28 protein-coding genes are annotated in these 26,780 nt (G+C 62.7%); 14 read left to right on the top strand and 14 right to left on the bottom strand.

Features of this window, described 5'->3' with window-relative positions; genetic code table 11:
- Genes rph through hemW form a run of 3 tightly spaced genes read left to right on the top strand, consistent with a single transcriptional unit; the run spans nucleotide 1 to nucleotide 2,472 of the window.
- Nucleotides 1–714 carry a ribonuclease PH gene (gene rph, locus KUV65_RS09300; RefSeq protein WP_222189909.1) on the top strand — a complete coding sequence of 238 codons (714 nt, stop codon included), beginning with the start codon at nucleotides 1–3 and terminating at the stop codon, nucleotides 712–714.
- Entirely contained in the window at nucleotides 714–1,325 is a 612-nt protein-coding gene (rdgB, locus tag KUV65_RS09305) for an RdgB/HAM1 family non-canonical purine NTP pyrophosphatase (RefSeq protein WP_222189911.1), read from the top strand. The genes rph and rdgB overlap by 1 nt, the downstream gene beginning before the upstream one ends.
- Nucleotides 1,312–2,472 (top strand): radical SAM family heme chaperone HemW, encoded by a 1,161-nt coding sequence (gene hemW / locus KUV65_RS09310; protein WP_222189913.1) that lies wholly within the window; start codon nucleotides 1,312–1,314, stop codon nucleotides 2,470–2,472. Before rdgB ends, hemW begins: the two co-directional genes overlap by 14 nt.
- On the opposite strand, the gene KUV65_RS09315 is transcribed toward hemW, so the two are convergent.
- Genes KUV65_RS09315 through rho form a run of 6 tightly spaced genes read right to left on the bottom strand, consistent with a single transcriptional unit; the run spans nucleotide 2,473 to nucleotide 9,257 of the window.
- Nucleotides 2,473–3,390, bottom strand: coding sequence for a ParB/RepB/Spo0J family partition protein (locus tag KUV65_RS09315; RefSeq protein ID WP_222189915.1), 918 nt, complete (start codon nucleotides 3,388–3,390; stop codon nucleotides 2,473–2,475).
- Nucleotides 3,390–4,190 (bottom strand): ParA family protein, encoded by an 801-nt coding sequence (locus KUV65_RS09320; protein WP_222189918.1) that lies wholly within the window; start codon nucleotides 4,188–4,190, stop codon nucleotides 3,390–3,392. The genes KUV65_RS09315 and KUV65_RS09320 overlap by 1 nt, the downstream gene beginning before the upstream one ends.
- Nucleotides 4,183–4,809, bottom strand: a complete 627-nt coding sequence (gene rsmG / locus KUV65_RS09325; protein ID WP_222189920.1) for a 16S rRNA (guanine(527)-N(7))-methyltransferase RsmG — start codon at nucleotides 4,807–4,809, stop codon at nucleotides 4,183–4,185. Before rsmG ends, KUV65_RS09320 begins: the two co-directional genes overlap by 8 nt.
- Nucleotides 4,806–6,671 carry a tRNA uridine-5-carboxymethylaminomethyl(34) synthesis enzyme MnmG gene (gene mnmG, locus KUV65_RS09330; RefSeq protein WP_308124594.1) on the bottom strand — a complete coding sequence of 622 codons (1,866 nt, stop codon included), beginning with the start codon at nucleotides 6,669–6,671 and terminating at the stop codon, nucleotides 4,806–4,808. The genes rsmG and mnmG overlap by 4 nt, the downstream gene beginning before the upstream one ends.
- Nucleotides 6,672–6,682: 11 nt before the next feature.
- Nucleotides 6,683–7,969: a tRNA uridine-5-carboxymethylaminomethyl(34) synthesis GTPase MnmE gene (gene mnmE, locus KUV65_RS09335; RefSeq protein ID WP_222189924.1), complete on the bottom strand. Its 1,287-nt coding sequence runs from the start codon at nucleotides 7,967–7,969 to the stop codon at nucleotides 6,683–6,685.
- A 16-nt stretch (nucleotides 7,970–7,985) separates the two neighbouring features.
- Nucleotides 7,986–9,257, bottom strand: a complete 1,272-nt coding sequence (gene rho, locus KUV65_RS09340; RefSeq protein WP_222189926.1) for a transcription termination factor Rho — start codon at nucleotides 9,255–9,257, stop codon at nucleotides 7,986–7,988.
- 559 nt (nucleotides 9,258–9,816) lie between these two features.
- Here rho and KUV65_RS09345 point away from each other — a divergent pair.
- Genes KUV65_RS09345 through dnaQ form a run of 4 tightly spaced genes read left to right on the top strand, consistent with a single transcriptional unit; the run spans nucleotide 9,817 to nucleotide 12,527 of the window.
- The gene (locus tag KUV65_RS09345) at nucleotides 9,817–10,410 is read left to right on the top strand and encodes a Maf family protein (RefSeq protein WP_261331725.1); all 594 of its coding nucleotides are present in this window, start codon (nucleotides 9,817–9,819) and stop codon (nucleotides 10,408–10,410) included.
- Nucleotides 10,410–11,246, top strand: a complete 837-nt coding sequence (locus KUV65_RS09350; RefSeq protein WP_222189929.1) for a shikimate dehydrogenase — start codon at nucleotides 10,410–10,412, stop codon at nucleotides 11,244–11,246. Before KUV65_RS09345 ends, KUV65_RS09350 begins: the two co-directional genes overlap by 1 nt.
- Nucleotides 11,243–11,836: a dephospho-CoA kinase gene (gene coaE / locus KUV65_RS09355; RefSeq protein ID WP_222189931.1), complete on the top strand. Its 594-nt coding sequence runs from the start codon at nucleotides 11,243–11,245 to the stop codon at nucleotides 11,834–11,836. Before KUV65_RS09350 ends, coaE begins: the two co-directional genes overlap by 4 nt.
- Complete coding sequence (gene dnaQ / locus KUV65_RS09360) at nucleotides 11,772–12,527, top strand: DNA polymerase III subunit epsilon (protein ID WP_308124595.1); 756 nt, start codon at nucleotides 11,772–11,774, stop codon at nucleotides 12,525–12,527. Before coaE ends, dnaQ begins: the two co-directional genes overlap by 65 nt.
- Nucleotides 12,528–12,536: 9 nt before the next feature.
- On the opposite strand, the gene secB is transcribed toward dnaQ, so the two are convergent.
- Nucleotides 12,537–13,052 (bottom strand): protein-export chaperone SecB, encoded by a 516-nt coding sequence (secB, locus tag KUV65_RS09365; RefSeq protein ID WP_222189932.1) that lies wholly within the window; start codon nucleotides 13,050–13,052, stop codon nucleotides 12,537–12,539.
- Between the two features lie 55 nt (nucleotides 13,053–13,107).
- The gene (locus tag KUV65_RS09370) at nucleotides 13,108–13,575 is read right to left on the bottom strand and encodes an FxsA family protein (RefSeq protein ID WP_222189933.1); all 468 of its coding nucleotides are present in this window, start codon (nucleotides 13,573–13,575) and stop codon (nucleotides 13,108–13,110) included.
- A gap of 140 nt (nucleotides 13,576–13,715) precedes the next feature.
- On the opposite strand from KUV65_RS09370, the gene KUV65_RS09375 reads away from it, so the two are divergent.
- The 3 genes from KUV65_RS09375 (at nucleotide 13,716) to KUV65_RS09385 (ending at nucleotide 16,031) form a co-directional block, all read left to right on the top strand.
- On the top strand, nucleotides 13,716–14,375 hold the full coding sequence (locus tag KUV65_RS09375) for a Tim44/TimA family putative adaptor protein (protein WP_222189934.1): 660 nt from the start codon (nucleotides 13,716–13,718) through the stop codon (nucleotides 14,373–14,375).
- Nucleotides 14,376–14,378: 3 nt separating this feature from the next.
- Nucleotides 14,379–15,407, top strand: a complete 1,029-nt coding sequence (mltA, locus tag KUV65_RS09380) for a murein transglycosylase A (RefSeq protein ID WP_222189935.1) — start codon at nucleotides 14,379–14,381, stop codon at nucleotides 15,405–15,407.
- An 81-nt stretch (nucleotides 15,408–15,488) separates the two neighbouring features.
- On the top strand, nucleotides 15,489–16,031 hold the full coding sequence (locus KUV65_RS09385) for a Smr/MutS family protein (RefSeq protein WP_222189936.1): 543 nt from the start codon (nucleotides 15,489–15,491) through the stop codon (nucleotides 16,029–16,031).
- Here KUV65_RS09385 and KUV65_RS09390 read toward each other — a convergent pair.
- The 6 genes from KUV65_RS09390 to crtD all read right to left on the bottom strand — a co-directional run bounded on the left by KUV65_RS09390 (nucleotide 16,028) and on the right by crtD (nucleotide 22,583).
- Nucleotides 16,028–17,062, bottom strand: coding sequence for an alpha/beta hydrolase (locus tag KUV65_RS09390; protein ID WP_222189937.1), 1,035 nt, complete (start codon nucleotides 17,060–17,062; stop codon nucleotides 16,028–16,030). The two genes, KUV65_RS09385 and KUV65_RS09390, sit on opposite strands and share 4 nt — an antisense overlap.
- A gap of 98 nt (nucleotides 17,063–17,160) precedes the next feature.
- Nucleotides 17,161–18,474, bottom strand: coding sequence for an ATP-dependent protease ATPase subunit HslU (gene hslU / locus KUV65_RS09395; protein WP_222189939.1), 1,314 nt, complete (start codon nucleotides 18,472–18,474; stop codon nucleotides 17,161–17,163).
- Nucleotides 18,471–19,553, bottom strand: a complete 1,083-nt coding sequence (locus KUV65_RS09400) for a hypothetical protein (RefSeq protein WP_222189941.1) — start codon at nucleotides 19,551–19,553, stop codon at nucleotides 18,471–18,473. The genes hslU and KUV65_RS09400 overlap by 4 nt, the downstream gene beginning before the upstream one ends.
- On the bottom strand, nucleotides 19,550–20,107 hold the full coding sequence (hslV, locus tag KUV65_RS09405) for an ATP-dependent protease subunit HslV (RefSeq protein ID WP_222189943.1): 558 nt from the start codon (nucleotides 20,105–20,107) through the stop codon (nucleotides 19,550–19,552). Before hslV ends, KUV65_RS09400 begins: the two co-directional genes overlap by 4 nt.
- A gap of 65 nt (nucleotides 20,108–20,172) precedes the next feature.
- Nucleotides 20,173–21,096 carry a carotenoid 1,2-hydratase gene (gene crtC, locus KUV65_RS09410; RefSeq protein WP_374107074.1) on the bottom strand — a complete coding sequence of 308 codons (924 nt, stop codon included), beginning with the start codon at nucleotides 21,094–21,096 and terminating at the stop codon, nucleotides 20,173–20,175.
- Nucleotides 21,006–22,583, bottom strand: coding sequence for a 1-hydroxycarotenoid 3,4-desaturase CrtD (gene crtD, locus KUV65_RS09415; RefSeq protein WP_222189945.1), 1,578 nt, complete (start codon nucleotides 22,581–22,583; stop codon nucleotides 21,006–21,008). The genes crtC and crtD overlap by 91 nt, the downstream gene beginning before the upstream one ends.
- A gap of 108 nt (nucleotides 22,584–22,691) precedes the next feature.
- Here crtD and KUV65_RS09420 point away from each other — a divergent pair, with 108 nt between their 5' ends.
- The 4 genes from KUV65_RS09420 to KUV65_RS09435 all read left to right on the top strand — a co-directional run bounded on the left by KUV65_RS09420 (nucleotide 22,692) and on the right by KUV65_RS09435 (nucleotide 26,780).
- A complete protein-coding gene (locus KUV65_RS09420) occupies nucleotides 22,692–23,567 on the top strand; it encodes a polyprenyl synthetase family protein (protein ID WP_222189947.1) in 876 nt (291 codons plus the stop codon).
- Between the two features lie 4 nt (nucleotides 23,568–23,571).
- A complete protein-coding gene (locus KUV65_RS09425; RefSeq protein ID WP_222189949.1) occupies nucleotides 23,572–24,711 on the top strand; it encodes a methyltransferase in 1,140 nt (379 codons plus the stop codon).
- 129 nt (nucleotides 24,712–24,840) lie between these two features.
- Nucleotides 24,841–25,782 carry a chlorophyll synthesis pathway protein BchC gene (bchC, locus tag KUV65_RS09430; RefSeq protein ID WP_222189950.1) on the top strand — a complete coding sequence of 314 codons (942 nt, stop codon included), beginning with the start codon at nucleotides 24,841–24,843 and terminating at the stop codon, nucleotides 25,780–25,782.
- Nucleotides 25,779–26,780, top strand: a complete 1,002-nt coding sequence (locus tag KUV65_RS09435; protein WP_222189952.1) for a chlorophyllide a reductase iron protein subunit X — start codon at nucleotides 25,779–25,781, stop codon at nucleotides 26,778–26,780. The genes bchC and KUV65_RS09435 overlap by 4 nt, the downstream gene beginning before the upstream one ends.

The raw sequence follows: 26,780 nt of genomic DNA on the forward strand, positions 1-26,780 counted from the left end.
ATGCGTCCTTCCGGCCGAAACCTAGACGAAATGCGTTCAATTTCCATCGAGACGGGGGTCATGCGCCATGCCGAGGGATCATGCCTGATCCGGTGCGGCGATACCCATGTCCTGTGCAGCGCCTCGCTGGAAGAACGCGTGCCGCCCTTCCTGCGCAACTCTGGCCAGGGCTGGGTCACGGCGGAATACGGAATGCTGCCGCGCGCAACCCACACCCGGGGCCGGCGCGAGGCTGCTGCCGGCAAACAATCCGGTCGCACGCAGGAAATCCAGCGCCTGATCGGCCGCGCCTTGCGCGCCGGGGTGGATCGTCAGGCGCTTGGCGAACGGCAAATCACGGTCGATTGCGATGTCATCCAGGCCGATGGCGGCACGCGCTGCGCCTCGATCACCGGCGGCTGGGTGGCCCTGCGCCTGGCGGTGAACAAGCTGCTCAAGGCGGGCGATATCACCAGCGACCCGATCATCGACCATATCGCGGCGGTGTCTTGCGGCGTCTACGCTGGCCAACCGGTCCTTGATCTCGACTATGCCGAGGATTCCGAGGCCGGAACTGACAGCAATTTCGTCATGACGGGCAACCGCACGCTGATCGAGGTTCAGGCCAGCGCTGAAGGGGCGGCCTTCACCCGCGGTCAGTTCGAGGAAATGTTCAGCCTTGCCGAAAAAGGGGTGGCAGAACTGGTCGCCGCGCAGAAAGCGGCGGTCGCCTGATGCGCCGCTTCGACGGAACAAAACTGCTGGTCGCCACGCATAACCAGGGCAAGCTGGAAGAAATCGCGCATTTGCTGGCCGATTACGGGATCACCGTGACCTCGGCCAAGGATCACGATCTTCCGGAACCCGAGGAAACCGGCACCACGTTCGTCGAAAACGCCCGCATCAAGGCCCATGCGGCGGCCAAGGCAACGGGACTGCCCGCCTTGGCCGATGATTCCGGCATCGAGATTGACGGCTTGGGCGGTGCGCCCGGTGTCTACACGGCCGATTGGGCCGAAACGCCGAACGGGCGCGATTTCGTCATGGCGATGCAGAAAACCCATGACGAACTGGAAAAGGTTAACGCCCCCCACCCCCGCACGGCGCGGTTTTGCTGCACGCTGGTCCTTGCCTGGCCCGACGGTCATGACGAGGTGTTCCCCGGCGTGATGGAAGGTCAGGTGGTTTGGCCGATGCGGGGCGATCAGGGCCATGGGTATGACCCGATCTTCCAACCCAAAGGCTACGACATCACCTTTGGCGAGATGGACCGCTGGGAAAAGAACCGCATCAGCCATCGCGCCGACGCGTTCCGCAAGCTGGTGAAGGCGTTTGAGCCGGCCTGATTGGGAAGAAGGCGGCTTCGGCCTCTATATCCATTGGCCGTTTTGCCAGGCCAAATGCCCGTATTGCGATTTCAACAGCCATGTCGTCGCCCAGATCGACCAGGATCGCTGGAAACGCGCCTATCTTTCCGAGGTTGAACGGCTCGCCGCTGAATTACCGGGCCGGACGCTGCAAAGCGTGTTCTTCGGCGGCGGGACGCCCTCGCTCATGGCGCCTGAAACGGTCGCTGCCGTGGTCGATTCAATCCGCAAAGCTTGGCCCGTTGCCAATGACATCGAGATCACGCTGGAAGCGAACCCTACCTCTGTCGAGGCAGGCCGCTTTCGCGGCTATCGGGATGCCGGGATAAACCGTGTCTCCATGGGTATTCAGGCGCTGAATGATGACGATTTGCGACGGCTTGGGCGGCTGCACAGCGTGGCCGAGGCCCGCACCGCCTTCGACACTGCGAGGGACGTTTTCGATCGGGTCAGCTTCGACCTGATCTACGCGCGCCAACATCAAACCGTTGGAGATTGGCGCGCAGAACTCACCGAGGCGCTGTCGATGGCCGCCGATCACCTCTCGCTCTATCAGCTGACCATCGAACCCGGCACCGCCTTTGGCGACCGGTTCGCGAACGGCGGGCTGAAGGGGTTGCCAGACGACGACCTCGGCGCCGACATGTATGCGCTGACGCAAGACCTTTGCGATAAAGCGGGTCTACCGGCTTACGAGGTGTCCAACCACGCTGGCGACATGGCGCAGTCGCGTCACAACCTGATCTATTGGCGCGCGGGCGATTGGGGCGGGATCGGACCCGGCGCACATGGTCGCCATACGATCGGGACGCAGCGATTTGCCACGGAAACCGCCCTTTCGCCCATGGAATGGCTCTTGCACGTGGAAAAGCAGGGATCGGGTGAGAGTGCCCGAACGGAGGTTTCGCCGGAAGACCAGGGCACGGAGTATCTCATGATGGGGTTGCGCCTTGCCGAAGGGATCGACCTGGCGCGGTATCAACGCATGACCGGGGATGCGTTCGATACGACACGCCTCAAGCCATTGATCGAAGACGGTTTTCTTGAAATCGAAGGCTCTCGTCTCAGGACGACCAATGCCGGCCGCCCCCTGCTCAACGCGATTCTCAGGGATTTGATCGTGTAATCAATGACTTGTCGCTGAAAGCAGGCGCATGAGGTCGTCAAGCTGGGCCAAGTCCTTGTAATTGATGGAAATTTTTCCCGATCCCTTGGCCTCGTCGTGATCGATAGCCACCTTCATGCCCAAGGCCGCGCCCAGATCGGACTCAAGCGCGCGGGTATCGGCATCTTTCGACGGTGCCGTGTGGCGTTGCTTGGGCGTTGAGGGCCCCTCGGCCGCTTTCTTGGCCAGTTTCTCGACCTCACGAACAGACAAACCCTTGGAAACAGCCGTGCGCGCCAAACCGACAGGGTCATCCGTGGTGATCAACGCCCGGGCATGACCCGCAGACAGCCGTCCATCCCGCAGCATGTCCTGCACTTCATCGGGCAGTTGAAGAAGCCGCATCAGGTTCGCAACGTGACTGCGGCTCTTGCCCATTGCGGTCGCTAACTGCTCTTGCGTATGCCCGAACCGATCCATCAACTGACGATAGCCCTGCGCCTCTTCCACGGCGTTCAGATCCGCACGCTGGATATTCTCGATGATCGCGACTTCCAAGACTTCCGTATCGTCGAAATCCCGCACGATGGCCGGCAATTCATGCAGTTGCGCCCGCTGCGCCGCACGCCAGCGGCGTTCACCGGCCACGATCTGAAATCTCTGCGCATCACTCGGGTCAACGCGCAAGATCAGCGGCTGGATCACACCTTTTTCCCGGATCGAAGAGGCGAGTTCATCCAGCGCTTCCTCCGAGAAGGCGCGACGGGGTTGATCCGGATTTGGCACGATTCGATCAATCGGAATAACCCGTTCGGCACGCGGCGTTGCGCCGTCGGATGCCGTTTCAGCAGACGGTTCTGCCGTTTCGTCCGATTGGATATCCGCCATCAGCGCCGACAGGCCGCGGCCCAATCCCTTGCGGTCCCGTTTCTGTGCCATCACGCCTGCTCCTGTTCTGCCGCGTTGCGCGCCATCAGTTCCTCGGCCAAGGCGATATAGGCCTGGCTGCCTTTAGAGGTTGGATCATAGTCGATCACCGGAAGCGCAAAAGACGGCGCCTCGGACACCCGCACGTTGCGCGGCACACAGGTCTTGTAGACCAACTCGCCCAGGGTTTCGCGCGCGTCTGCCTCCACCTGCCGCGAGAGGTTGTTGCGCAGGTCATACATCGTCAGGACGATGCCCTCGATGCGGAGTTCGGGGTTCGCCGTCTCGCGCACCTCGCGCACGGTCAGCATCAGTTGCGATAAGCCTTCCAGCGCGAAGAATTCCGATTGCAGCGGCACCAGAACCGCATCCGCCGCGACCAGGGCATTCACAGTCAGCAAACTCAACGAGGGCGGGCAATCGATGAGAACGAAATCATACATCCGCGCGTCCGGGCCGCGCAGCGCCTCTTTCAAAAGGAAGACGCGGTTTCCCTGCGACACAAGCTCCACATCTGTGGAGCTTAGGTCGGTCGTCGCAGGCGCAATCGAAAGGTTTTCAACGTCGGTCGGCTTAATCACCTGCGCCAAAGGCGCGTCGTCCAACAACAGGTCGTAAGTGGTCAGATCTCGCGCTGACGGTTCGATGCCCAACCCCGTAGACGCGTTCCCCTGCGGATCGATGTCCACGATCAAAACGCGCTTATCCATCCGCGCCAAGGCTGCGCCAAGGTTGATCGCCGTCGTCGTCTTGCCCACGCCCCCCTTCTGATTGGTGATCGCCAGGATTCGCGGCTGCGTCAGGTCAGGCATGGGCGATATGTCCTATCCGAAGGATGGCGGCGTCGGCCGCTGTGACCGACGGGATGATCTCGACCTCCATTTGCCAGCGGGCCCGGGCGCTTTCAAGCTCCTCCAGGTGGGACGCGCCCTTTTGGAAAACGCAAACCCCGTCCTTGGCCAAATGGCGGTCGGCAAAGCCCAGCAATTGATCAAGCGGCGCGAGGGCGCGCGCCGACAGCACGGCGGCATCCTGCGGCGGCACATCTTCGATTCGGCGGCTGAAGACGTGGATCGGCACATCGCACTGTCGGGCAACCTCGCGCAGGAAGCTGCATTTCCTGATATCGCTTTCGACGAAGGAAAAGGACAGGTCCGGCGCCTTCTCGGCCGCGATCAACGCGCAGACCAGACCGGGAAAACCGCCGCCGCTTCCGATATCCACCCAGCGACCCGAGGAGACTTGAGCAGCATCGAACACCTGCGCCGAATCGAGGAAATGCCGATGCCACGCATGGGCGAGCGTTGCGGGCGCGACAAGGTTGATGGCTTTCTGCCACTTCACCAGCGCCGCGTGATAGAGGGTCAGCCGCTCCTGTGTTTCACGTGAAACATCGCGGAAGAGCTGATCCCGCGCCTCTTCATCCGTCATGCGCTGCGCCTTTCGGCCTGGCGCAGTTTGGTCAGGATCAGCGCAAGCGCCGCCGGCGTCATTCCGTCGATCCGCCCCGCCTGCCCCAGCGTCGCCGGTCGAATACGCGCCAGCTTTCCGCGGAGCTCGGTCGACAGCCCTGTAACCTCTTCGTAAACGAACTCGGCCGGGATCTTTTGGGCCTCATCCCGTCGCAAGGCCTCTGCATCGCGATGCTGCCGTTCGACATAGGTCGCATAAAGCGCTTCGATCTCAAGTTGCTCGCGTATCCCATCCTCGACCTCGGCCAAGCCGGGCACCACTGGGTCAAGATGCGCGATCTCGATATCCGGGAAAGACAGAAGCTGAAACGCGCTGCGCTTTTGCCCGTCCTGGTTCACACGCAAACCCGCCGCCTTCGCTTCGCTGGGAGTCACGAGCGTGCCCATCATCATCTCGCGCGCGGCTGACAGACGATCCATCTTTTCTTCGAACGCTGCACGCCGGTCATCACCCACCAGCCCAAGCGCAATGGCCTTCGGCGTCAGGCGTTGATCGGCATTATCCGCCCGCAACGACAAGCGGTACTCCGCGCGCGAGGTGAACATGCGGTACGGCTCAGACACGCCGCGCGTTACCAGGTCGTCAATCAGCACGCCGATATACCCTTCGTCGCGGGCAAACCCCACGGGCTCCAAATCTTTCGCTAAGTGCGCGGCGTTCAGGCCAGCCACCAAACCTTGCGCGGCGGCCTCTTCGTAGCCGGTGGTGCCGTTGATCTGACCGGCAAGGAACAGCCCCGGCAAGTCTTTCAACTGCAGGTGCGAATCGAGCGAGCGGGGATCCACGTAATCATATTCGATCGCGTAACCCGGTTGCAGAATCTCGGCATTCTCAAGCCCTTCGATGGAATGGACGTAATCAGCCTGCACATCGATGGGAAGCGAAGTCGAAATCCCATTGGGATAGACGACATCGCTGTCCAAACCCTCCGGTTCGAGAAAAATCTGGTGCGATGCCTTGTCGGCAAACCGCACGATCTTGTCTTCGATCGAGGGGCAGTACCGCGGGCCAACCCCCTCGATATGCCCGCCATACATGGCCGACCGGTCGAGATTGGCGCGGATGATGTCGTGCGTTTTGTCGTTCGTATGCGTAATGCCGCACGCAATCTGGCGAACCGATGGCGCCGTAGACATGAAGGAAAACAGGAACGGGTCCTCGTCCGCCGGCTGCATGTCCAGCCCATCCCAAGCGATGGTTTTGCTATTCAATCGCGGCGGCGTGCCGGTTTTCAAACGACCGAGCGGCAATCCAAGCGCGTCCAATCGTTCGGCCAGCTTGACCGACGGCTTGTCGCCCATCCGCCCGCCTTCATGCTTCTGGTCGCCGATATGAATGACGCCGCGCAGGAAGGTTCCTGTCGTCAAAACAACGGCGCGGGCCGAAATATGGCTGCCGTCAGCCAGTTCAACCCCTGCAATGCGCGTGCCCTCCACGACCAGATCCGCCACCTCCCCTTCGATGATTTCGAGATTCGGCTGTTGGGTCACAAGCTCCATGATCGCAGCACGATACAGCGCGCGATCCGATTGCGTCCGCGGCCCGCGCACCGCGGGCCCCTTACGGCGGTTCAAAAGGCGGAACTGGATGCCAGACCGGTCAGCGGCCAAACCCATGACCCCGCCCAATGCATCGATCTCGCGGACAAGATGCCCTTTTCCAAGACCGCCAATCGCGGGGTTGCACGACATCACCCCTATTCCGTCGCGGCGCAGGGTAACCAGCGCGGTGCGCGCACCGGAGCGGGCGGCGGTATGCGCAGCTTCTACGCCAGCATGGCCGCCCCCAATAACAACGACGTCAAAATCGGCATGTTTCACGTGAAACACTCCTATTTCCCGATGCAAAAGCGCGAAAAGATCTCTCCGAGGATGGCCTCTACATCGACGCGCCCGATCAACGAGTCAAGCGCGGCCACCGCAGATCGCAAATGTTCGGCGGAAATTTCCGGTGCGTCCGAGTTTGCGTCCAGGTGCGCCGAAGCAAGTTCGAGCTCCTGACATGCCCGTTGCAACGCATGGCGATGCCGCGCCGTCGTCGCTGTGCCGACCTTTTCCGCCTGCTCCGCAAGAATTGCTCCGACCCGTTCCAACAGGTCGTCAATCCCCGCCCCCGTCACGGTTGAAATCCCATCTGCGCCTGTAAGATCAACCTTCGACGCAACCCTGATGTCATCGGCCTGCACCAGATCGGCCCCCTCCTCCGACCCATCCGGCGCAACCAGCAGAACACGCAGATCGGCGGCGCGCGCCCTCTCCATCGCGCGCGCAACACCGATCTTTTCCACCGCGTCTTCGGTCTCTCGCAGGCCAGCGGTATCCAGAAAGGTGACCGGCAGCCCGTGCAAATCCACCCGAACTTCGATCACGTCCCGCGTCGTCCCCGCCACATCCGAAGTAATCGCAACCTCGCGCCCCGCGATCCAGTTCAATAGGCTGGATTTTCCGGCATTCGGCGCCCCGAGAATAGCGACCTCGAACCCGTCTCGAACCCGTTCGGCGACCTCTGAACCCGCAATCTCTCGCAACAGGCTGTCTCGCGTACGACCGATCAACTCGCGGACTTCCGGCGTCACATCGACCGGCACCTCTTCATCGGCAAAATCAATCGTCGCTTCGATCAGGGCCGCTGCCCGCAACAGATCGTTCCGCCAGGTCTCGCTGACCTCGCGCAAGCCGCCATCGTAAAGACGCATGGCCTGCTTTCGCTGCGCCTCTGTTTCGGCTTCGATCAACTCGCTCAGCCCCTCAACCTGCGCAAGGTCGAGCGTATCGTTCATCAGCGCGCGCCGGGTGAATTCACCCGCTTCCGCAGGCCGCGCCAAGCCGGTTGCAAGGATGGCCGCCTCAGCGGACTGGATCACCGCGCGGCTTCCGTGAAGCTGCAATTCAACGACATCTTCGCCGGTGAAGCTGTTCGGCCCGGCAAAGACCAGCACCAGCGCCTCGTCCAGCAAAACCCCATCGTGCGAGCGGACGGATCGCAAGCCGAACCGCCCGGCCATCGGCAAGGTGCCGACCAGCTGACGTCCAACCTCGAACGCCTCGTTTCCGGAAATGCGGATCACGGCCACGCCGGATTTTCCCCGGGCCGTGGCCAGGGCGAAAATCGTGCTCATGGCCGACTCCCCTGGATCAGGTGTTCATCGAGTCGAAGAACTCGGAATTTGTCTTCGTCTGTTTCAACTTGGACAACAGGAACTCGATCGCATCCGTCGTGCCCATCGGGTTCAGGATCCGCCGCAGAACAAAGGTTTTCTGCAGATCGCCCTTGTCGACCAGCAGGTCCTCTTTCCGCGTGCCGGATTTGAGGATGTCCATCGCCGGGTACACCCGCTTGTCGGCCACCTTGCGGTCCAGCACGATTTCCGAGTTACCGGTGCCCTTGAATTCTTCGAAGATGACCTCGTCCATCCGGCTGCCGGTATCGATCAGCGCCGTGGCGATGATGGTCAGCGACCCACCCTCTTCGATATTCCGCGCGGCACCGAAGAACCGCTTCGGGCGTTGCAGGGCGTTGGCATCCACACCGCCAGTCAGAACCTTGCCCGAGGACGGCACGACCGTGTTGAACGCACGACCCAGGCGGGTAATCGAATCGAGCAGGATCACAACGTCACGCTTGTGTTCGACCAGCCGCTTGGCCTTTTCGATCACCATATCGGAAACGGCCACGTGCCGCGTTGCAGGTTCGTCGAAGGTCGAGGAAATCACCTCCCCCTTCACCGACCGCTGCATGTCGGTCACTTCCTCGGGCCGTTCATCGATCAGCAGAACGATCAGGTAGCATTCGGGGTGATTGGTCTCGATCGAATGCGCGATATTCTGCAACAGAACCGTCTTACCCGTCCGCGGCGGCGCGACGATCAAGGCACGCTGGCCTTTCCCGATGGGTGCAACCAGGTCGATGATCCGGGCGGACCGATCCTTGATCGTCGGATCTTCGATTTCCATCTTCAGCCGCTCGTTCGGATAAAGCGGCGTGAGGTTGTCGAAGGCGATCTTGTGCTTGGCCTTCTGTGGCTCTCCGAAATTGATCTTCGACACATCGGTCAGCGCGAAATAACGCTCGTTCTCGCGCGGAGCAGCGATCACGCCTTCAACGGTATCGCCGGTGCGCAGACTGTGCTGACGGATCATGTCCGGCGACACATAGATATCGTCAGGGCCCGGCAGATAGTTCGCTTCGGGGCTGCGCAGGAAGCCGAACCCGTCCTGCAAGACTTCCAAAACCCCGTCACCCGCGATTTCCCAGCCTTCATCGGCCCGTTCGCGCAGGATCTCGAACATCATGTCGCCTTTGCGCATGGTCGAGGCGTTCTCGATCTCCAGCTCTTCTGCCATGGACAGAAGGTCTTTGGGGGATTTCGCTTTCAGGTCTGCCAGGCGCAGGATGTTTTCACTCATGGGAAGGATCACCATTCGTCTGCACACGTGCCGCCAGGTTGCGGGGCACGGGGACGGTCATGTTCTATGGAATATCCACCATCGGACGATGGCTTGGCTGTTCAGCTATGGGGTTCCTGCTCGAAAGTCAATTCCCGGCGCTGATCGCCCTCTTCTTAAATAAAAAGAAAGAATTTTAAAGTAAGTAGAAGGTTGTAGGACCGGTGATAAGCCGAAAAACTCGCTTTCGAACCGTTCATACACACGCCAACTCGAGCACTGAATACTATCGCTTCGCGTCTGTAGAAACGCGGGAGAACTCAAATTATGAATGTTTATCAATTGGTTATGGAACATCCGGCTTTGCATCAAGCTGTGGAAAAATTCCGGAAATACTTGGATGACTGCGATCTCCCCAACCGTCTTGAACAAACCCTGTCCCCGGGGAAAAACACTGGTATCAGACCGGAGGACCGGGCAGAAAACAGCACCAGGCGCCGTTCTGTCCCCTCTGTCCTTTTTCATCCCCGGCCCTGCTCCGGTGGTTTTCAACACATCTGTCCCAAGGAGTTTTCGTCACATGGCTGACCTTGTACTCGCCTCGGGGTCCGAGATCCGCCGCCAGATGCTCGAAAATGCCGGGGTCAGCGTCGATGTCCGCCCGGTTCGAATCGATGAAGTCGGGATTCGTTCCGCGCTAGAGGCCGAAGGCGCGACGCCGCGCGATGTGGCCGATACCCTGGCTGAATTCAAAGCCCGCAAGGCGGTCGAAAAGTTCGCATCGCCCTGTGTGCTGGCCAGTGACCAGGTGCTGGAGCTCAAGGGCCGCATTTTCGGCAAGGCCGACACCCGCGAAGAGGCCGCTGCGCATCTGGCCGAGTTGAGCGGCCGTCAACATCGCCTCCTGTCCGCAGCCGTGATCTACGAGGATGGCGCACCCGTTTGGCGCCACGTGGGCGAAGTCCGCATGACAATGCACCCCCTCACCGCAGAGCAGATCGACCGCTATCTCGACCGCGCCTGGCCCGAGGTGTCGTCGTCCGTTGGCGCGTACCAGGCCGAAAAACTTGGCGCACAGCTCTTCTCGCGCATGGACGGTGATTGGTTCTCCGTGCTTGGATTGCCCCTGTTAGAGCTTCTGTCGTTCCTGAGACTGAAAGGTTGGATCAGCTGATGGCCCGTCCGAAAATCCCGCTTGCCGGTGTCATCGGCGACCCCGTTGCCCATAGCCTCTCGCCCCGGCTGCACGGCCATTGGCTGTCGCGCTACGGATTGCGCGGCCATTACGTTCCGCTCGAAGTCAACCATGCCGATCTGGCCGAGGTTCTGCGCACCCTCCCTCGGATGGGGTTCGTGGGTGTGAACGTGACCATCCCGCACAAGGAACATGTGCTGACGCTAGCCGATTCCGTGACCGACCGCGCCGCGCTGATCGGGGCGGCAAATACGCTGACCTTCACCGCCGCTGGCGGTATTCAGGCCGACAACACCGATGGCATGGGATTTCTGGGTAGCATCCGGCAAAGCCTGCCGGGATGGACGGCCTCTGCCGGTCCGGCGCTTGTGCTGGGCAGCGGGGGCGCCGCCAAGGCGATCGTCTGGGCGCTCCTCTCGGATGGTGCGCCGGTGGTTTACGTGGCCAACCGGACGAGGGCCCGCGCCGATGCGTTGAAGGATCAATTCGGCGCGCGAGTCTCTCCCGTGGATTGGACGATGATCCCCGATCTGGTCGGCGATGCGTCCCTGATCGTGAACACGACCTCGCTGGGAATGGATGGCCAGCCGCCCCTGACGATCGACCTGTCGCGCTTGCGGCCGCCGACCGTCGTTTCCGACATTGTCTACGCGCCCTTGCGAACCGCCCTTTTGGAAGAGGCCGCTTCCCGCGGATGCGAGACGGTGGATGGCTTGGGTATGCTTTTGCACCAGGCCGTGCCCGGTTTTGAGCGTTGGTTCAGCTATACCCCGTTGGTCGATGACGACTTGAGGGCAGCGGTGCTTGGCGCATGACCGTCAAACTTGGCCTGACAGGCTCCATCGGGATGGGAAAATCCACCACCGCGCAGATGTTCCGAGACCTCGGTATCCCGGTTTGGGACGCTGACGCCGCGGTTCATCGTCTCTACAGCACGGGCGGGGCAGCCGTTGCCCCCCTATCCGGCCTTGTGCCGGCTGCCGTGGTTAGGGGCGAAGTTGACCGAACCGTTCTGAAAACCGAGATCAAAAAAGACCCTGAACTGCTGAACAGGATCGAAAAAATCGTTCACCCCCTCGTCGCCGAGGATCGTAAATCATTCCTCGAGGCGCATAAGGCTGACAACTTGGTGGTGCTGGACATCCCTCTTCTGTTCGAGACCGGCGGCCAGGGGATGGTCGATGCCGTGGTCGTGGTCAGCACGGATGAAGCAGAGCAGCGACGGCGCGTGCTCGACCGTCCCGGCATGACGGCGGAGCAATTTGAAACCATCCGCGCCCGGCAGATGCCGGACGCGGAAAAACGCGCGCGCGCGGATCACGTCATTCGCACCGATACGCTTGAAGACGCTCGTGCAGCCGTGGCAGATATTGTGTCGAAGTATTCTGGAGACACTAATGCGTGAGATCGTCCTCGACACCGAGACGACCGGCCTTGACCCGTTCGACAATCCCCGCCACCGGATCGTCGAGATCGGGGCCGTCGAATTGTGGAACCAGGTCCCCACGGGGCAGACCTATCACCAATACATCAACCCTGAACGTGACATGCCGCAGGAAGCCTTCGATGTTCACGGGCTTGGCGATGAATTCCTGTCTGACAAACCTGTTTTCAAGCTGATCGCGCAAGAGTTTCGCGACTTCGTCGGCGATGCGAAGATGGTCATTCATAACGCCAGTTTCGACATGCGTTTTCTCAACGCCGAACTGGAATGGGCGGGTTTGCCGACCCTCCCCTCGGAACAGGCGATCGACACGTTGCTTATCGCGCGCAAACGTTTTCCTGGCTCTCCGGCCTCGCTGGACGCGCTGTGCCGCCGCTTCGGGATCGACAATTCCATGCGTGAAAAGCATGGCGCGCTGCTCGACTCCGAAATCCTGGCTGAAGTGTACCTGGAGTTGACGGGCGGCAAGCAACCGGACTTTGCCCTTGCGCCGACCGAGCGCCGCCAAAAGCAAAGCGCCACGGATGAAACGTGGCGCCCGCGTCCGCGTCCAACGCCCCTGCCCTCGAAAGTCACCGAGGAAGAGCGTGTGGCCCACGCGGAATTTATCGAGGAACTGGGCGAAGCGGCCATTTGGGCCCGCTTCGCCTAGATCCTGTCGTCAGGCGTCGGCTTTCTGCTGCGCCGCTTGGCGCTGGGCCAGTTGCTGACGGTAGAGCGCCACGAAATCCATCTGGTCGAGGTTCAGCGGCGGGAAGCCACCGTCGCGCGTGACGTCGGAGACGATCCGGCGCACGAAGGGGAACAGCATCCGCGGGCATTCGATCAGCAGGAAGGGGTGCAGCTGTTCTTCGGCCACGTTCTCGATGCTGAAGATGCCGCCATACTCGATTTCCAGCAGGAAGATCGGCTCGGGCGTGTCGCCCTTCGTCTTGCTTTCGATCTTCAGCTTCATGATGACGTCGTACTGGTTCTCGGTGGAGCGCTTGCGCGCGTCCATGGCGACCTGAACCTGGATGTCGGGCTGAAGCTGCGACTGGGTCGATTTCTGCGCGGCGATGTTCTCGAACGACAGATCGCGCACGAACTGGCCGAGAATCTGCATCTTCGGCAGGGTCGGTTGTTGTTGCGCGCCGTTGCTTTGCGCGGGGGCCGCGCCGGTTTCGTCTTGGGCCATGTCAGCCTCCTTCAAATCGTGTTTGACGCTGATCTATCAGGCGCGAACGAAAGCCTCAATGCTGTGTCCAACCGGACGGCCCGGAGCGTGGCGGAGTATCCTCAACCGTGTAGTCACCATCGATCACGTCATCGCGGGTCTCTTGCCAGCCGCGTTCGGTGCGAACCATCGACTGCACCTCGATCCGTTTTCGCAATTCGCGCAGGACGAGGTTGCGGAATCCCGGGATGAGCAGGGCAAAACCGACCGCGTCCGTGAAAAACCCCGGCGTCAGCAGAAGTGCGCCGGAAAACAGGATCATCGCGCCATGGGCCAACGGTTCGGTGGGGTCGCGCAACTCATCGAAGCTGTTGCGCAAGCCCTGCAAGGCCTGCGCCCCTTGCGACCGAACCAGAGCCGTCCCGGCAATCGCGGTCAACACCACGATCAACAGGGTCGGTCCAAGCCCGATCAATCCACCGACCTGTATGAACAGGGCGATCTCGATCAGGGGAACCGCAAGGAAGAGTAAAAATAGCCACATTGGTCTTGCTCCGCTCGACTGCGCGTCTTTGACACCCGGTATTCGGGGCCCGAAGATGGACTTGACCCACCCCGTACCTTACATATGTGCCTTGCGATCCTCGATGTAAGACCGCCGACCGCCGCGAAAGGTACCCGAGCATGAACTCCTCTCTCCTGTCCCTGCTGGTTCTCGCAGGAATCGCGATCTTCCTGATCCTGCGTTTGCGAAGTGTTCTGGGCACTCGGGAGGGGTTTGAGAAACCACCGGCCCGTCCGCAACCCATGGCACGCGAGCCGCGCCGTGATTTCGAAGTGATCGAAGGCGGACCCGACAACGACATCATCGACCATGTGGAAGATGGCAGCGACGCCGCCAAGGCACTGGCCGCGATGAAACTGGCCGAGCCGGGCTTCAGCGTGCAGGAGTTCCTGCACGGCGCGCGTGGCGCATACGAGATGATCCTGATGGCCTTCGAACGGGGCGATGTGGATGACCTGCGCCCGTTCTTGGCCGATGATGTGCTCGAAACCTTTGAAACCGTGATCCGTCAGCGCGAAGAACAGGGGCTGCACATCGAGGCCGAGTTTGTCGGCGTTCGCGAGCTGGCCTTGCAGGATGCGACCTACGATCGGGGCACGCAGGAAGCCGAGATCACCGTGCGGTTCGTGGGCGAATTGACCTCGGTCGTGAAAAACGCCGCGGGCGAGACGATTGAAGGCGATCCGGGCGAAATCAAGCGGCAGCGCGATGTCTGGACCTTCGCGCGGACCATGGGCCGGGATGACCCGAACTGGGTTCTGGTGGCCACCGACGGATGATCCATGGGGTGGCGCGGCGGTTTTCTGGCCACGATCTTTGCGCTGGTCCTGTATCCGGGGTCAGCGGTGGCTGACGAACCGGTCCGCTTGCTGCAATTCTCCGATCTCGATGGATGGGCCGAGGATGATCACGCCGCGGCCCTTTCCACGTTCCTGTCCACCTGCCGCGATATCGACGGCGAGGACTGGGCACCGATTTGCGCCATGGCGGAAACGAGCAGCGACGCGCGCACCTTTTTCGAATTGCTGTTCCGCCCGGTTCTGATCGGGGGTGATACGCCCGCGCTGTTCACCGGCTACTTCGAGCCGGAGTTGGAAGGATCGATGCGGCGCACGGCGCGGTATCGCTATCCCGTGTACCGCATGCCGCCCGAAGTCACCGGACAATGGCTCAGCCGCGAAGAAATCGAGGAAAGCGGCGTTCTGGAAGGACGCGGCCTTGAGATCGCGTGGGTCGATGACCCGGTGGAGTTGTTTTTCCTTCAGATCCAGGGTTCTGGTCGTATCCGGATGAGCGATGGCCGCGTGATCCGCGTAGGCTATGGTGGGCGCAACGGGCACGAATACAGGTCCATTGGGCGCGAACTGGTCCGCCGCGGGATCTACGAGGCGCACCAGGTCTCGGCGCAGGTGATCCAGAACTGGGTGCGACGCAATCCCGCCGCTGGGCGGGAGTTGATGCACCACAACCCATCCTACGTGTTTTTCCGCGAGGTCGAGATCGAAGACCCGTCTCTTGGCCCGCTCGGGGCGATGAACCGCTCGATCACGCCGCTGAGGACAATCGCGGTCGATCCCCGTTACACGCCACTTGGCGCGCCGGTCTGGATCGAGAAGGATGGCGAAGGTCCGATGCGTCGCCTGATGGTTGCCCAAGATACCGGTGGTGCAATCCGCGGTGCACAGCGCGCCGATATCTTTTTCGGCTTCGGGGATGACGCGGGAGAGGCGGCGGGCACGATCCGCGATCCGGGGCGGATGATCGTTCTGCTTCCCATCGAAGAGGCGCATCGCCGCGTCCCAGATGCCTGACCGATGCGGCGCAAGGGAAAAAAGGGTCTATCCCCCGAGGAGCGAGAGCTTTGGGCACGGGTGGCGCGCACGACAAAGCCGATGCATACGCGCAAGCCGACGGGTGAGCGTTCGGCTGATCCCGACAAGCCCAAGCCAGTGACGACCCCGCAACCCGACGCCGCGTCGCGCCTGCGCGCCTTCATGATCGGGGAAAAGGTTCATACGCCGACCCACGTCACGCATCATCCTGGCGATGACCTGTCGAACCGGATCGCATCGGCCCCCGTGCGGATGGATCATGGAACGCATCGCAAGATGCTGCGCGGCAAGTTGAAGCCCGAGGCGCGCATCGACCTGCACGGCATGACCTTGGCGCAGGCCCATCCGGCGCTGGTTCATTTCATCATCGACAGTTTCGATGCCGGTCACAGGCTGGTGCTGGTGATTACCGGCAAAGGCCGTGGTGGCGAGGGCGATAGCGGCGACGGGCCGATCCCGATCCGGCGCGGTGTCTTGCGGCAGCAGGTTCCCGGCTGGCTCCATGCGCCACCGCTGGGCGCCATGGTTCTCGATATCCGTGAGGCGCACCAACGGCACGGCGGAAGCGGGGCCTATTACGTCTATCTCAAGCGGCGCGGTTAGGGCAGAAGCTCCTGCGGCGCGAGGATAATCTGGGTCGCGTTGCTGACCGTCAGAATCGTCCCTTGGAACAGGTCGAGTTGCTGCGTCGGGTCGTTTTCAAGCGACGAATTGACCAAGCTCACCTGGCTGAGCAGTTCCACCATCGCGGGCGAGGATGCTGCGGTGAAATGGTTCATCGTGTCATTCTCGCCACCGCGGAACTGCGACACATCGATCAGGGTCACGTCAAATTCAGAAACATCGTCGGCGGTGCCCAGGGTGCCCAGGCGATTGCGCTGCCCGGTGATCAGCGCCGACAATTGCAGCGCCCTGTCACGCCGCGAGGTGAAGATGAAGAAGGGTTGCGGCAGGTCCCCGATCCGACGGGCCTGTGTGCGGAACACGTTGATATCCACATCGGGTGACAACAGGATCACGCCCGCGATCCGGTCCAGAACGTCGCGTCGATTGCCGATGCTGAGCTGGCGTAAGACCTCCATCGTCATGCTGGATCCCAGCGAATGGGCAACAAGGACCAGTTCGGCCCCGGGGATGGAGGTGATTTCGGTAATCACCTGTTCCAGACCGTCGCGCGCAAAGAGGACGCTGTCGCGGTCATAGGCATATCCCAGGACGCTCCCGGCGCTGGACCACGCGTAATGCACCGGGACCACAGGAATATCGTAGTCGTGCCGGATCTGGGCCGTGCGATACAGCCCATCGGCAAAGGTCGTGTTGTAGCCATGCACGAACAGCATGACTTCACGCTGGTTGGCGGGACGTCGTGCCAGTTCGGCCGCGATGGCCGAGCGGAAATTAGACCTGTTTCCCAACCGATCCGCCGAAGTTGTAAGGAACTCCGTAGCCGGATCGGGCGTGCCACTGCGGCCCGGCTCGACCGCGCCAAGCTCTCGCTCAGGCGGGACGCTGACGTCAAAGCGCAGGTAGTCCAGCCCTTCGAGGCGTTGATTGGTAAACTCACCGTCGAGGTATTCGCGGGTGCTGGCGACGAAGACCAGTTCGTTATCCCCGATGCCAGCAAATTCGGGCACCAATTGCACGACGGAACGGCCCGCGCACCCAACAAGGACGACGCAAAGCGAGATAACGATAAACAACTGCCGCCGCATGGCCCTACCCTAGCACAAACCTACAACACGTAACGGCTAAGATCGGTACTGCGCGTCAATTCGCCAAGGTTCTCTTCCACGAAATTTGCGTCGACCGTGATCGTCTCGCCACCTCGATCCGGCGCGGTGAAGCTAAGCTCTTCGAAAACGCGTTCCATGACGGTGTAGAGCCGCCGAGCGCCGATGTTTTCGACCGTGTCGTTCACCTGTGCCGCGATCCGGGCGAGCGCCGCAATCCCGTCATCCGAGAAGGTCACGGTGACCTCTTCGGTTTGCATCAGGGCCGAATATTGCCGCGTCAGGGCGTTATCGGTTTCCGTCAGGATGCGCACGAAATCCTCTTCCGTAAGCCCACGCAGGTTCACCCGGATCGGCAGGCGGCCCTGAAGTTCGGGCAACAGGTCCGAGGGTTTCGCGATGTGGAACGCGCCCGAGGCGATGAAGAGAATATGGTCGGTTTTCACCGGGCCGTGCTTGGTGGACACGGTCGTGCCCTCGATCAGCGGAAGAAGGTCGCGTTGCACGCCTTCGCGGCTGACATCGCCGCCGCGCACGTCTTGGCGGGCCGCGACCTTGTCGATCTCGTCGATGAAGACGATGCCGTTCTGTTCAACGGCGCGCACGGCCTCCTTGGTGACGGCCTCCTGGTCCAGCAGCTTGTCGGCCTCTTCCTCGATCAGGGTGTCATAGCTGGCGGCGACGGTCATGCGGCGTTTCACGGTCCGGCCACCGAAGGCTTTGCCGAAGATATCGCCAAGGTTCATCATGCCGCCGGCCCCGCCCATGCCGGGCTGGCCGGGGATTTCGAACATCGGCATCGGGTTGGAATTCTCGGCGACCTCAAGCTCGATGATCGTGTCGTCCAACTCGCCGCTGCGCAGCTTCTTGCGGAACATTTCGCGCGTTTGCTCGCGTGCATCCGTCCCGGCGAGTGCCTCGATCACACGGTCTTCGGCGGCCTCGTGGGCCTTGGCCTTGACCTCTTCGCGCATGTATTCGCGGACCATGATCTGCGCGGCATCGACAAGGTCACGGATGATCTGTTCCACGTCGCGGCCGACATACCCGACTTCGGTGTATTTCGTGGCCTCGACCTTGATGAAGGGCGCGCGGGCCAGCTTGGCGAGGCGGCGCGAGATCTCGGTCTTGCCGACGCCGGTGGGGCCGATCATCAGGATGTTCTTGGGGTACACCTCGTCGCGCAGGTCATCGCCCAATTGTTTGCGCCGCCAGCGGTTGCGCAAGGCCACGGCGACAGCGCGCTTGGCGTCCTTCTGGCCGATGATGAAGCGGTCCAGTTCGGACACGATTTCGCGGGGGGTCAGGTCGGTCACGATCTCTGCTCCTCAGGGGTCGGAATGGTCCAGGGTGGGAGGCCGGTCTTGCCCGGAAAGGCGGGTAGGCCGCGCATCAGGGCGCCGCGCAGGGCCTCCCATTGCGCGCCCAGAAAGACGAGGCCGGCACCCAGTAACAGGATGACGAAAAAGGCGTTGCCCTCGATCACCGTGATGGAGAGCGCCACGATGTAGCCCACGCCGGACACGAGGAAGGACCGGCGGTCGATGATGATGGCGAAAAGAGCCATGAGCGCAACGAAGGCGACAAGGACAAGCCGCGCCGTAAGGCTGCCTTGCTCGAACAGGGTCAGTGCGACGGTGTTCACGATGGCCGGAGCCGCGATGACATGCAGCCAGAACCCCGAGGCCGCGCGCCGGGTGACGCGATGCGGGTCGCTCATGTCGAACCTCAGGGCAACGATCAGGCCGACGATGCCCAGAAGGATCGTGAGCAGCGCAAAGGGACCATCGGCGGAGAGAAGGAAGATATCCTGCGGCGACGACGGCACCGCGCCGCCCATCGTGGCCAGCCCGAAGGCGACGCCAAAGACGCTGAGCGCGATCAATGCGACTGTGAAGGGCACTCGGAAGAAATAGTAATAGAGCGACAGCATGACCCCCGCGCAAGCGGCGGCGATGGTGATGGTGCCCTGAAACTGCGCGTCCATCGCGGCGGCTACGGACAGCCCGAATTGCCCGGCCGAGATGCCGAACATGATGGCTAGTGCGATCGAGGGGGCGACCATGCGGCGCGTGAGCGTGAAGTACCGCGCAAGCAGCGCGATCAGGCCAAAGGCGATCCCGGAATAGAGCATCCCCAGCAGATAGCCGCTGTTGATCGATAGAAGGCTGAGACCCGTCACCCCCATCCAGCCCGCGAACAGGATGACGAGGCCCACGACGATAAAGATCTCGTTGAAGCCTTTGAACAGTTCGAACGGTTCATCGAGGCCGCTTCGCCGTGCCCGCGCACCCGCGCGTTCCTCGGACAGGACAATCACCCCCGCGGCCTGAGCTTCGGTCAGCATGCCGGACGCCACCGCGGCGCGCAGGTCGTCGCGGGTGATCTCGGTCATTTGCCGATCCGCTCCACGGTCAGGTTGCCGTTGGTGTAGACACAGATATCGGCGGCGATGCCCATGGCCTTGCGCGCGATGGTTTCGGCGTCGGCATCGGTGTCGATCAGCGCGCGCGCGGCGGCCAGCGCATAGTTGCCGCCCGACCCGATGGCCGCGATCCCGTATTCCGGTTCCAGAACGTCACCCGCGCCGGTGATGACGTACAACTCGCTGCCATCGGTCACGATCAGCATGGCTTCGAGTTTCTGAAGGTACTTGTCGGTGCGCCAGTCCTTGGCAAGTTCCACGCTGGCGCGTTGCAGCTGTCCCGGCGTCGCCTCCAGCTTGGATTCCAGCCGTTCCAGAAGCGTGAAGGCATCGGCGGTCGACCCGGCGAACCCGGCGACAACGTCATAGCCACCGGGGCTGAGGCGGCGCACCTTGCGCGCCGTGCCCTTGATGACCGTCTGTCCAAGGCTGACCTGCCCATCGCCTGCGACGACGACCTCGTCACCCTTGCGGATGCCGACGATGGTGGTGCCATGCCAACCGGGAAACTCATTCTCTGCCATGGGGCCTCCGTTTCTTTGGGCCTATATGGAGAGGGGAACCCCGAGGGACAACCGCAGGCGCCCCGTCAGTTGCCCAGACCGCCGGGCCATCGGCGGCGGCGCGGCACGCGGACGGCCAGCATCGGCATCAGCCACGGGCCGCGGAACCGGTCGAGGTCCAGCGCCTCGTGCACGCCGACGGTTTCCTCTCCGTTGATTTTCGTTTGCACCGCCGAGCGGTTGTAGAAGGGGGCATCCAGCATCGGCTTGACCTGCCGCGGGGTGTAGCCGTGATCGGCCCGGGTTTCGCGGCGGACCTGCCAGAAGGGGCGGGGCAGGGTGGCCTTGGGCGGCATCTCGATAGGGCGGGGCGTGCCATCCTCGCCAAACCCGATGGCCACGGCCAGATCCGACCCGTCCCGGCGCGTGGCGTCGTAGAAACAGGCCGCGCCGTCGGACAGGGGAAACCGCCCCCAGGTCCAGTAGTTGAAATCGGCCTCCAGCGCGCGGGTGCCGAAATTCGCATCGAAATAGCCATGTCCCGACCATGTCCAGCCGGGCCGGTTCAACTGCACCTCGATATCCGCCTTGGGGGCGAAGGGCCGCCAGATATGCGTGCCGCAATCGGTCAGGGGCAACTCAACGCTGGTCAGGGCCGAGGGCCGCACGATGACCCGGCCCTGCAATTTCTGGGCGTGGGGCGTCGACAGCTCGTCGATCTCGACAATCAGCTTGTCGTCCTCCCACACCATCGCCGAGGGGCCGATCTGAAGCCGGTCGCGCGACAGGCCAAGCGCCTCGGAGCCGCGATCGGTCATCGTCCAGCGCCCGCCGCGCCCATAGGTCACGACATTGAGGCAACAGTGGTTTGCCGGGTCCTTGCGGCCCGACCAGCGATACCAGGGCGAAAAGACCGAGCCTATGAAGCCGATGATCGAGATGGCGCGTTCGCCATCGTCGCTGATCCCGTCGAGATACCACCACGCGTAGCCGTCGCTGGGGACGTCGATGTCGAAGCAAGGTCGCTCAAGATCGTCTCGGCCGCGTGCTTGCCGGAGAGGCAGGCCATCGGGATGCCCGCCCCCGGATGCGTTCCGCCCCCGCACAGGTACAGCCCCGGAAGGGCCGTCCGCGCGGTCGGCCGCTGGAACGTCGCCATCATTCCATGCGGGCTCCGCCCGTAGAGGGAACCGTCCGACCCCGGAAAGGCCTTCGCGAAGCGGGCCGGCGTCGTCAGCTTGGACAGGTCGGGCCTCGGGGAAAAGGTCAGACCCATCCTCGCCAAGGTCTCGAACGTATGTGTTCGGCATTGGTGCTCCTCCTCCGCCGTGGCCTGGTGGCCCGCGGGGCCGTTCATGATGATCTCGAACCGTTCCGGCCCGCTTGGGCGGGTATCCCCGCCGCGATCCTGTGCGCAGATATAGAGTGTCGCATCGCGCGGCATCTGACCCTTCGCGATATCGCCGAATTCGACGCGCGGGTCTTCGCAGAAGAAGACGTTGTGATGGGTCAGCTCCACGCCATAGGGTTCGGCCGCGAAGCCCCAGACAAAGGCCGACAGGCTACGCGGGGTTGTCGCGGTCGCTGGCAAAAGGTTGCGGACCGCCGGGCCGAGCAACCCGTCGCTCAGCGCCTTCGGATCGCCGTTGAACAGGATCATATCCGCCGTCAGCTTGCGCCCATCCGACAGGTGGACGGCATGGGCGCGCGACCCCTGTCTCTCGATCCGTTCGGCACGCACACCGAAGCTGAAGCGCGCGCCGCGATCCTTCGCAAGGCGATAGACGGCCTGCGCCAGGGCGCTCGTTCCACCCTCGATGCTCCAGACGCCACGCGCCTCGGAATGCCAGATCAGCCCGAGGACGGCAGGGCTTTGATAAGGGGAGCCGCCGACATAGGTGGCGTAGCGTCCGAACAACTGCTGCAAGCGCGGGTCGCTGAATTGCAGCGCAAGACTGCGGGCCAGGTTCAGCCCGGGGGCCATCGCGGGGATCAGGCCCGGGTGTTTCATGACATGCGCGGTGAGCGGGCCAAGGCGCGGGGCAGGGGACTCCATGATGGGGGCTTCGAACGCCTCGAACAGGCGGCGGGCCTTGTCGGTGAAGCGCCTGAACTCACCTTCGGCCTTTGCACCGGCAAAGTCGCGAACGGCCTTGGCGCTTAAATCCGGGTCGTGATGCAGGTCGAGCGTTGATCCATCCCGCCACCAATGGCGGGCAAGGATCGTGTCGGGTTGAAGCGTGACATGCTGATCCAGCCGCTCCCCGACGCTTTCGAAAAGCTCTTCGAAAACATGCCGCATCGTCATGACGGTAGGGCCGATATCGATCGGCCCGGCGACCGAGTCGCGCGTGCGCATCTTGCCGCCGGGACCCTGGCCCATATCGACAAGCTCGACCGCGAGGCCCGCATGGGCCAGCCGCAGCGCAGCCGACAGCCCGCCGATGCCGGCGCCGATCACGATGGCGGTTGGAATTCGGTCGGATCGTTCGGCCAAGAAAGCCTCCGAGGAAAGTGTCAGTTATTGTTGACAGCTTGGATGAATATGTCCAGTCTAATTTACACCAGACATGTTCATTATAGAATCGAGCCTTACGGGGGAGCCATGCCGCTGAATCACAGGATCGAGCAGGCCATTACCGCCGCCATCGCCACGGCGCAGGGCGCCGACCGCGCCGCACCTCCGAAACTGGCCTCGGCCCTCGATTACGCCGTCACCCCGGGTGGGGCGCGCATTCGCCCGACGATCTGCCTGTCGGTCGCCATGGCCTGTGGCGATGACAAGCCCGCCATCTCCGACGCCGCCGCGACCGCGATTGAACTCATCCACTGCGCCAGCCTCGTCCATGACGACATGCCGTGTTTCGACAATGCTGCGACACGCCGGGGCAAGCCGACCGTTCATCTCGCCTATTCCGAGCCGCTGGCGCTTTTGACCGGCGATTCGCTGATCATCGCGGCGTTCGACGTTCTGGCCCGCGCCGCCGACACCGACCCCGCCCGTGCCATCAAGCTGATCCGCATCCTTGCCGAGTCGACCGGCATGCCCGGTGGCATCTGCGCCGGCCAGGGCTGGGAGAGCGAGGACAAGATCGACCTTTCCGCCTATCACAAGGCCAAGACCGGCGCGCTGTTCACCGCCGCGACCCGCATGGGCGCCGCCGCCGCCGGGGAAGAGCATGACGCCTGGACCGAGCTTGGCGCCCGGATCGGCGAAGCGTTCCAGGTGGCCGACGATTTGCGCGACGCGCTCTACGATGAAGAGACGCTCGGCAAGCCCGCGATGCAGGACGAGATCAATGGCCGTCCGAACGCGGTGTCCGAGCTTGGCGTCAGGGGTGCGATCCGGCGGTTGGAAGATATCCTGTCCGGGGCGATCGCCTCGATCCCGTCCTGTCCCGGCGAAGCGGCGTTGTGCGAAATGGTGCGCAAGACGGCCGAACGCCTGACCCCGGTCGTGCCCGCCCGACAAACGGTGTGAGACCATGGCAGCCGCGGACCAGACGAACCTGTCGCGGCCACGCCTGAGCGACCGCGTCTACGGCTGGCGCATGGCGCTGCTGCGTTCCCGGAAATTCCACAAATGGGCGGCCCGGACGCCTTTTGCCGCGCGGGTCGCGCGCAAGGATGGCGAGGCGTTGTTCGACCTCGTGGCCGGGTTCATTCACGCACAGGTCCTGCAGGCTTTCGTGGCACTTGAGCTCCCCTCGCATTTGGCTGCCGCGCCGCGGACGGTCGAAGATCTCGCCCTGCGGACCGAGGTACCGGTCGAACGTATGCGCGTGCTGTGCCAGGCGGCCACGTCACTCGGCCTGATGAAGCGCACCCGGAATGGCCGCTACGCGCTGGGCCGGCTGGGTGCGGCCCTGCCGGGCATTCCGGGGCTGGCGCAGATGATCCTGCACCATGACGTACTTTATCGCGATCTAGCTGACCCGGTTGCGTTTTTCCGCGACGGGTCGACGACCGAGCTGGCCGATTTCTGGCCCTACGTCTTCGGTGCCACCGGCCCGCTCGACCCCGATACGGCGCAGACCTATTCCGACCTTATGGCCGAAAGTCAGACCCTCGTCGCGGAAGAGGCGTTGCGCCATCTCGATCTGTCAGACGTGGACACGCTTCTGGATGTCGGCGGCGGAACGGGGGCGTTTCTCACGGCTGTGGGCCTCGCCTATCCCAAGCTCAACCTGCACCTCTTCGATCTGCCGGTTGTCGCCGAGGGGGCGCGCACCCGGTTCGAACAAAATGGTCTGACTGGTCGCACCCAGATCACGGGCGGCAGCTTTCGCTCCGATCCGCTTCCGCAGGGCGCGGATGCCATCAGCCTGATCCGTGTTCTGTACGATCATTCCGACGAAACCGTCCGAAACCTTCTGAGCAAAGTGCATGAGACCTTGCCCGAGGGCGGTCGTGTCATCGTCGCCGAGCCGATGTCAGGCGGCGCGCAGCCCGAACGCGCGGGCGACGCCTATTTCGCGATCTATTGCATGGCGATGCGCACGGGCCGCGCCCGTAGCGCGCAGGAAATCGCGCAACTCCTTGAGGATGCAGGATTTTCAGAAGCCAAACCGCATCGGACCTCGCGCCCGTTCATCACCGGGCTTGTCACGGCCAGGAAGCTGTAAAGAAAGCCTGACGCCTATGTCCATTCTCATTGACAATACAGAGTGTCAGGTTAAACTTACACCTACCAAATCACTAGCTCGGGGATTCTCTGCCCGCATGCTGGTGAACGACCAAAGGGGAATGCAGAGTTGAACACCACCGCCGTCATTCTCGAAGGTCCCAAGACCCTCGGACTCGGTCAGGTCACATTGACCGACCCGGGTGTTGACGACCTGGTGGTCGACGTGTGCCACTCGGGCATCTCCACCGGAACCGAGAAGCTTTTCTGGTCCGGGCAGATGCCGCCGTTCCCCGGTATGGGCTACCCTCTCGTCCCCGGCTACGAGGCTGCGGGCGAGGTGGTCGAGGCCGGCGCGAACACGAATTTCAAACCCGGTGACACCGTCTTTGTTCCTGGCGCGAATTGCTACGGCGATGTGCGCGGGCTGTTCGGTGGCGCATCGAACCGGCTGGTGACGCCGGCGGAGCGCGTTGTGAAGATCGACGCCGGCATGGGCCCGGAAGGTGCGCTGCTTGCGCTTGCCGCCACGGCGCGCCACGCGGTGGCCGGTCTCGATACGACGCTGCCCGACCTGATCGTGGGTCACGGTGTTTTCGGACGCCTGCTTGCGCGGCTGACCTTGGCCGCAGGCGGCAAGGCGCCCACCGTCTGGGAAATCGACGCCGACCGCGCCAAGGGCGCAACCGGCTACCAGGTCATCCACCCCGACGAGGATGAGCGCCGCGACTACCGTTGCATCTACGATGCGTCGGGCGTGTCCAGCCTGCTCGACACCTTGGTCGGTCGTCTCGCCAAGGGCGGCGAGATCGTCCTGGCCGGGTTCTACCCCGAGCCGCTGCAATTTTCGTTCCCGCCCGCGTTCCTGCGCGAGGCGCGGTTCCGCATCGCCGCTGAATGGACGCGCGATGACCTTGTCGCCACGCGCGACCTCATTACCCACGGGGCCCTGAGCCTTTCGGATCTTATCACGCATTCCGTGCCCGCGAGTGAGGCCGAGAACGCTTACCAGACGGCGTTCGAAGACCCGGCCTGCCTCAAGATGATCCTCAACTGGGAGAACGCCGCATGACCCTCGATGTACCCAACCTCAAAGACTATGACGCGAGGCTGAAGGACGAGGCGGCGGAACCCACGCTGGAAGTCCCGCAATCCGAGCCGACGAAGAAGACCCAGATCATCGCGATCTACGGCAAGGGCGGCATCGGCAAGTCTTTCACGCTCGCCAATCTCAGCCACATGATGGCCGAGCAGGGCAAACGCGTTCTGCTGATCGGCTGCGACCCGAAATCGGACACGACCAGCCTTCTGTTCGGCGGCAAGGCCTGCCCGACGATCATCGAAACCTCGACGCAGAAGAAACTGGCGGGCGAGGAAGTGCAGATCGGCGATGTCTGCTTCAAGCGCGGCGGTGTCTTCGCGATGGAGCTTGGCGGTCCCGAGGTTGGCCGCGGCTGCGGCGGTCGGGGCATCATCCACGGCTTTGAGCTGTTGGAAAAGCTGGGCTTCCACGATTGGGATTTCGACTACGTCCTGCTCGACTTCCTGGGCGACGTGGTCTGCGGCGGTTTCGGCCTGCCGATCGCGCGCGACATGGCGCAGAAGGTGATCCTGGTCGGCTCGAATGACCTGCAATCGCTGTATGTGGCCAACAATGTCTGCTCGGCGGTGGAATACTTCCGCAAGCTGGGCGGCAATGTCGGCGTCGCGGGCCTGGTCATCAACAAGGATGATGGCTCGGGCGAGGCGCAGGCCTTTGCCAAGGCCGTGGACATCCCCGTGCTGGCGTCGATCCCGCAGGATGACGACCTGCGCAAGAAATCCGCGAATTACCAGATCGTCGGCACCGCCGAGAGTCATTGGGGCGACTTGTTCGCCGCGCTGGGCGAAAACGTCGCCAAGGCGCCGCCGATGCGCCCGACCGCGCTTAGCCAGGACGAACTTCTGGCCCTGTTCGACGGGTCCGACACCGGTGCCGGTGTCGTTCTGGAACCCGCCACTGACGAAGACATGCGCGGCAAGGATGCCACGCCGAAGAAATCCCTCGAAGTCGTTTACGACGAGGCCTGA

It is taken from the genome of Maritalea mobilis, assembly GCF_019800885.1.
In the GTDB taxonomy this organism is placed as follows: Bacteria; Pseudomonadota; Alphaproteobacteria; order Rhodobacterales; family Rhodobacteraceae; genus Roseibacterium; species Roseibacterium beibuensis.

Excerpts from the sequence above, each read along its gene's own strand:
- rph (WP_222189909.1), top strand. The coding sequence starts at position 1 with ATGCGTCCTTCCGGCCGAAACCTAGACGAAATGCGTTCAATTTCCATC.
- rdgB (WP_222189911.1), top strand. The coding sequence starts at position 714 with ATGCGCCGCTTCGACGGAACAAAACTGCTGGTCGCCACGCATAACCAG.
- KUV65_RS09315 (WP_222189915.1), bottom strand. The coding sequence starts at position 3,390 with ATGGCACAGAAACGGGACCGCAAGGGATTGGGCCGCGGCCTGTCGGCG.
- KUV65_RS09320 (WP_222189918.1), bottom strand. The coding sequence starts at position 4,190 with ATGCCTGACCTGACGCAGCCGCGAATCCTGGCGATCACCAATCAGAAG.
- rsmG (WP_222189920.1), bottom strand. The coding sequence starts at position 4,809 with ATGACGGATGAAGAGGCGCGGGATCAGCTCTTCCGCGATGTTTCACGT.
- mnmE (WP_222189924.1), bottom strand. The coding sequence starts at position 7,969 with ATGAGCACGATTTTCGCCCTGGCCACGGCCCGGGGAAAATCCGGCGTG.
- rho (WP_222189926.1), bottom strand. The coding sequence starts at position 9,257 with ATGAGTGAAAACATCCTGCGCCTGGCAGACCTGAAAGCGAAATCCCCC.
- KUV65_RS09345 (WP_261331725.1), top strand. The coding sequence starts at position 9,817 with ATGGCTGACCTTGTACTCGCCTCGGGGTCCGAGATCCGCCGCCAGATG.
- KUV65_RS09350 (WP_222189929.1), top strand. The coding sequence starts at position 10,410 with ATGGCCCGTCCGAAAATCCCGCTTGCCGGTGTCATCGGCGACCCCGTT.
- coaE (WP_222189931.1), top strand. The coding sequence starts at position 11,243 with ATGACCGTCAAACTTGGCCTGACAGGCTCCATCGGGATGGGAAAATCC.
- secB (WP_222189932.1), bottom strand. The coding sequence starts at position 13,052 with ATGGCCCAAGACGAAACCGGCGCGGCCCCCGCGCAAAGCAACGGCGCG.
- KUV65_RS09370 (WP_222189933.1), bottom strand. The coding sequence starts at position 13,575 with ATGTGGCTATTTTTACTCTTCCTTGCGGTTCCCCTGATCGAGATCGCC.
- KUV65_RS09375 (WP_222189934.1), top strand. The coding sequence starts at position 13,716 with ATGAACTCCTCTCTCCTGTCCCTGCTGGTTCTCGCAGGAATCGCGATC.
- mltA (WP_222189935.1), top strand. The coding sequence starts at position 14,379 with ATGGGGTGGCGCGGCGGTTTTCTGGCCACGATCTTTGCGCTGGTCCTG.
- KUV65_RS09385 (WP_222189936.1), top strand. The coding sequence starts at position 15,489 with ATGCATACGCGCAAGCCGACGGGTGAGCGTTCGGCTGATCCCGACAAG.
- KUV65_RS09400 (WP_222189941.1), bottom strand. The coding sequence starts at position 19,553 with ATGACCGAGATCACCCGCGACGACCTGCGCGCCGCGGTGGCGTCCGGC.
- hslV (WP_222189943.1), bottom strand. The coding sequence starts at position 20,107 with ATGGCAGAGAATGAGTTTCCCGGTTGGCATGGCACCACCATCGTCGGC.
- KUV65_RS09420 (WP_222189947.1), top strand. The coding sequence starts at position 22,692 with ATGCCGCTGAATCACAGGATCGAGCAGGCCATTACCGCCGCCATCGCC.
- KUV65_RS09425 (WP_222189949.1), top strand. The coding sequence starts at position 23,572 with ATGGCAGCCGCGGACCAGACGAACCTGTCGCGGCCACGCCTGAGCGAC.
- KUV65_RS09435 (WP_222189952.1), top strand. The coding sequence starts at position 25,779 with ATGACCCTCGATGTACCCAACCTCAAAGACTATGACGCGAGGCTGAAG.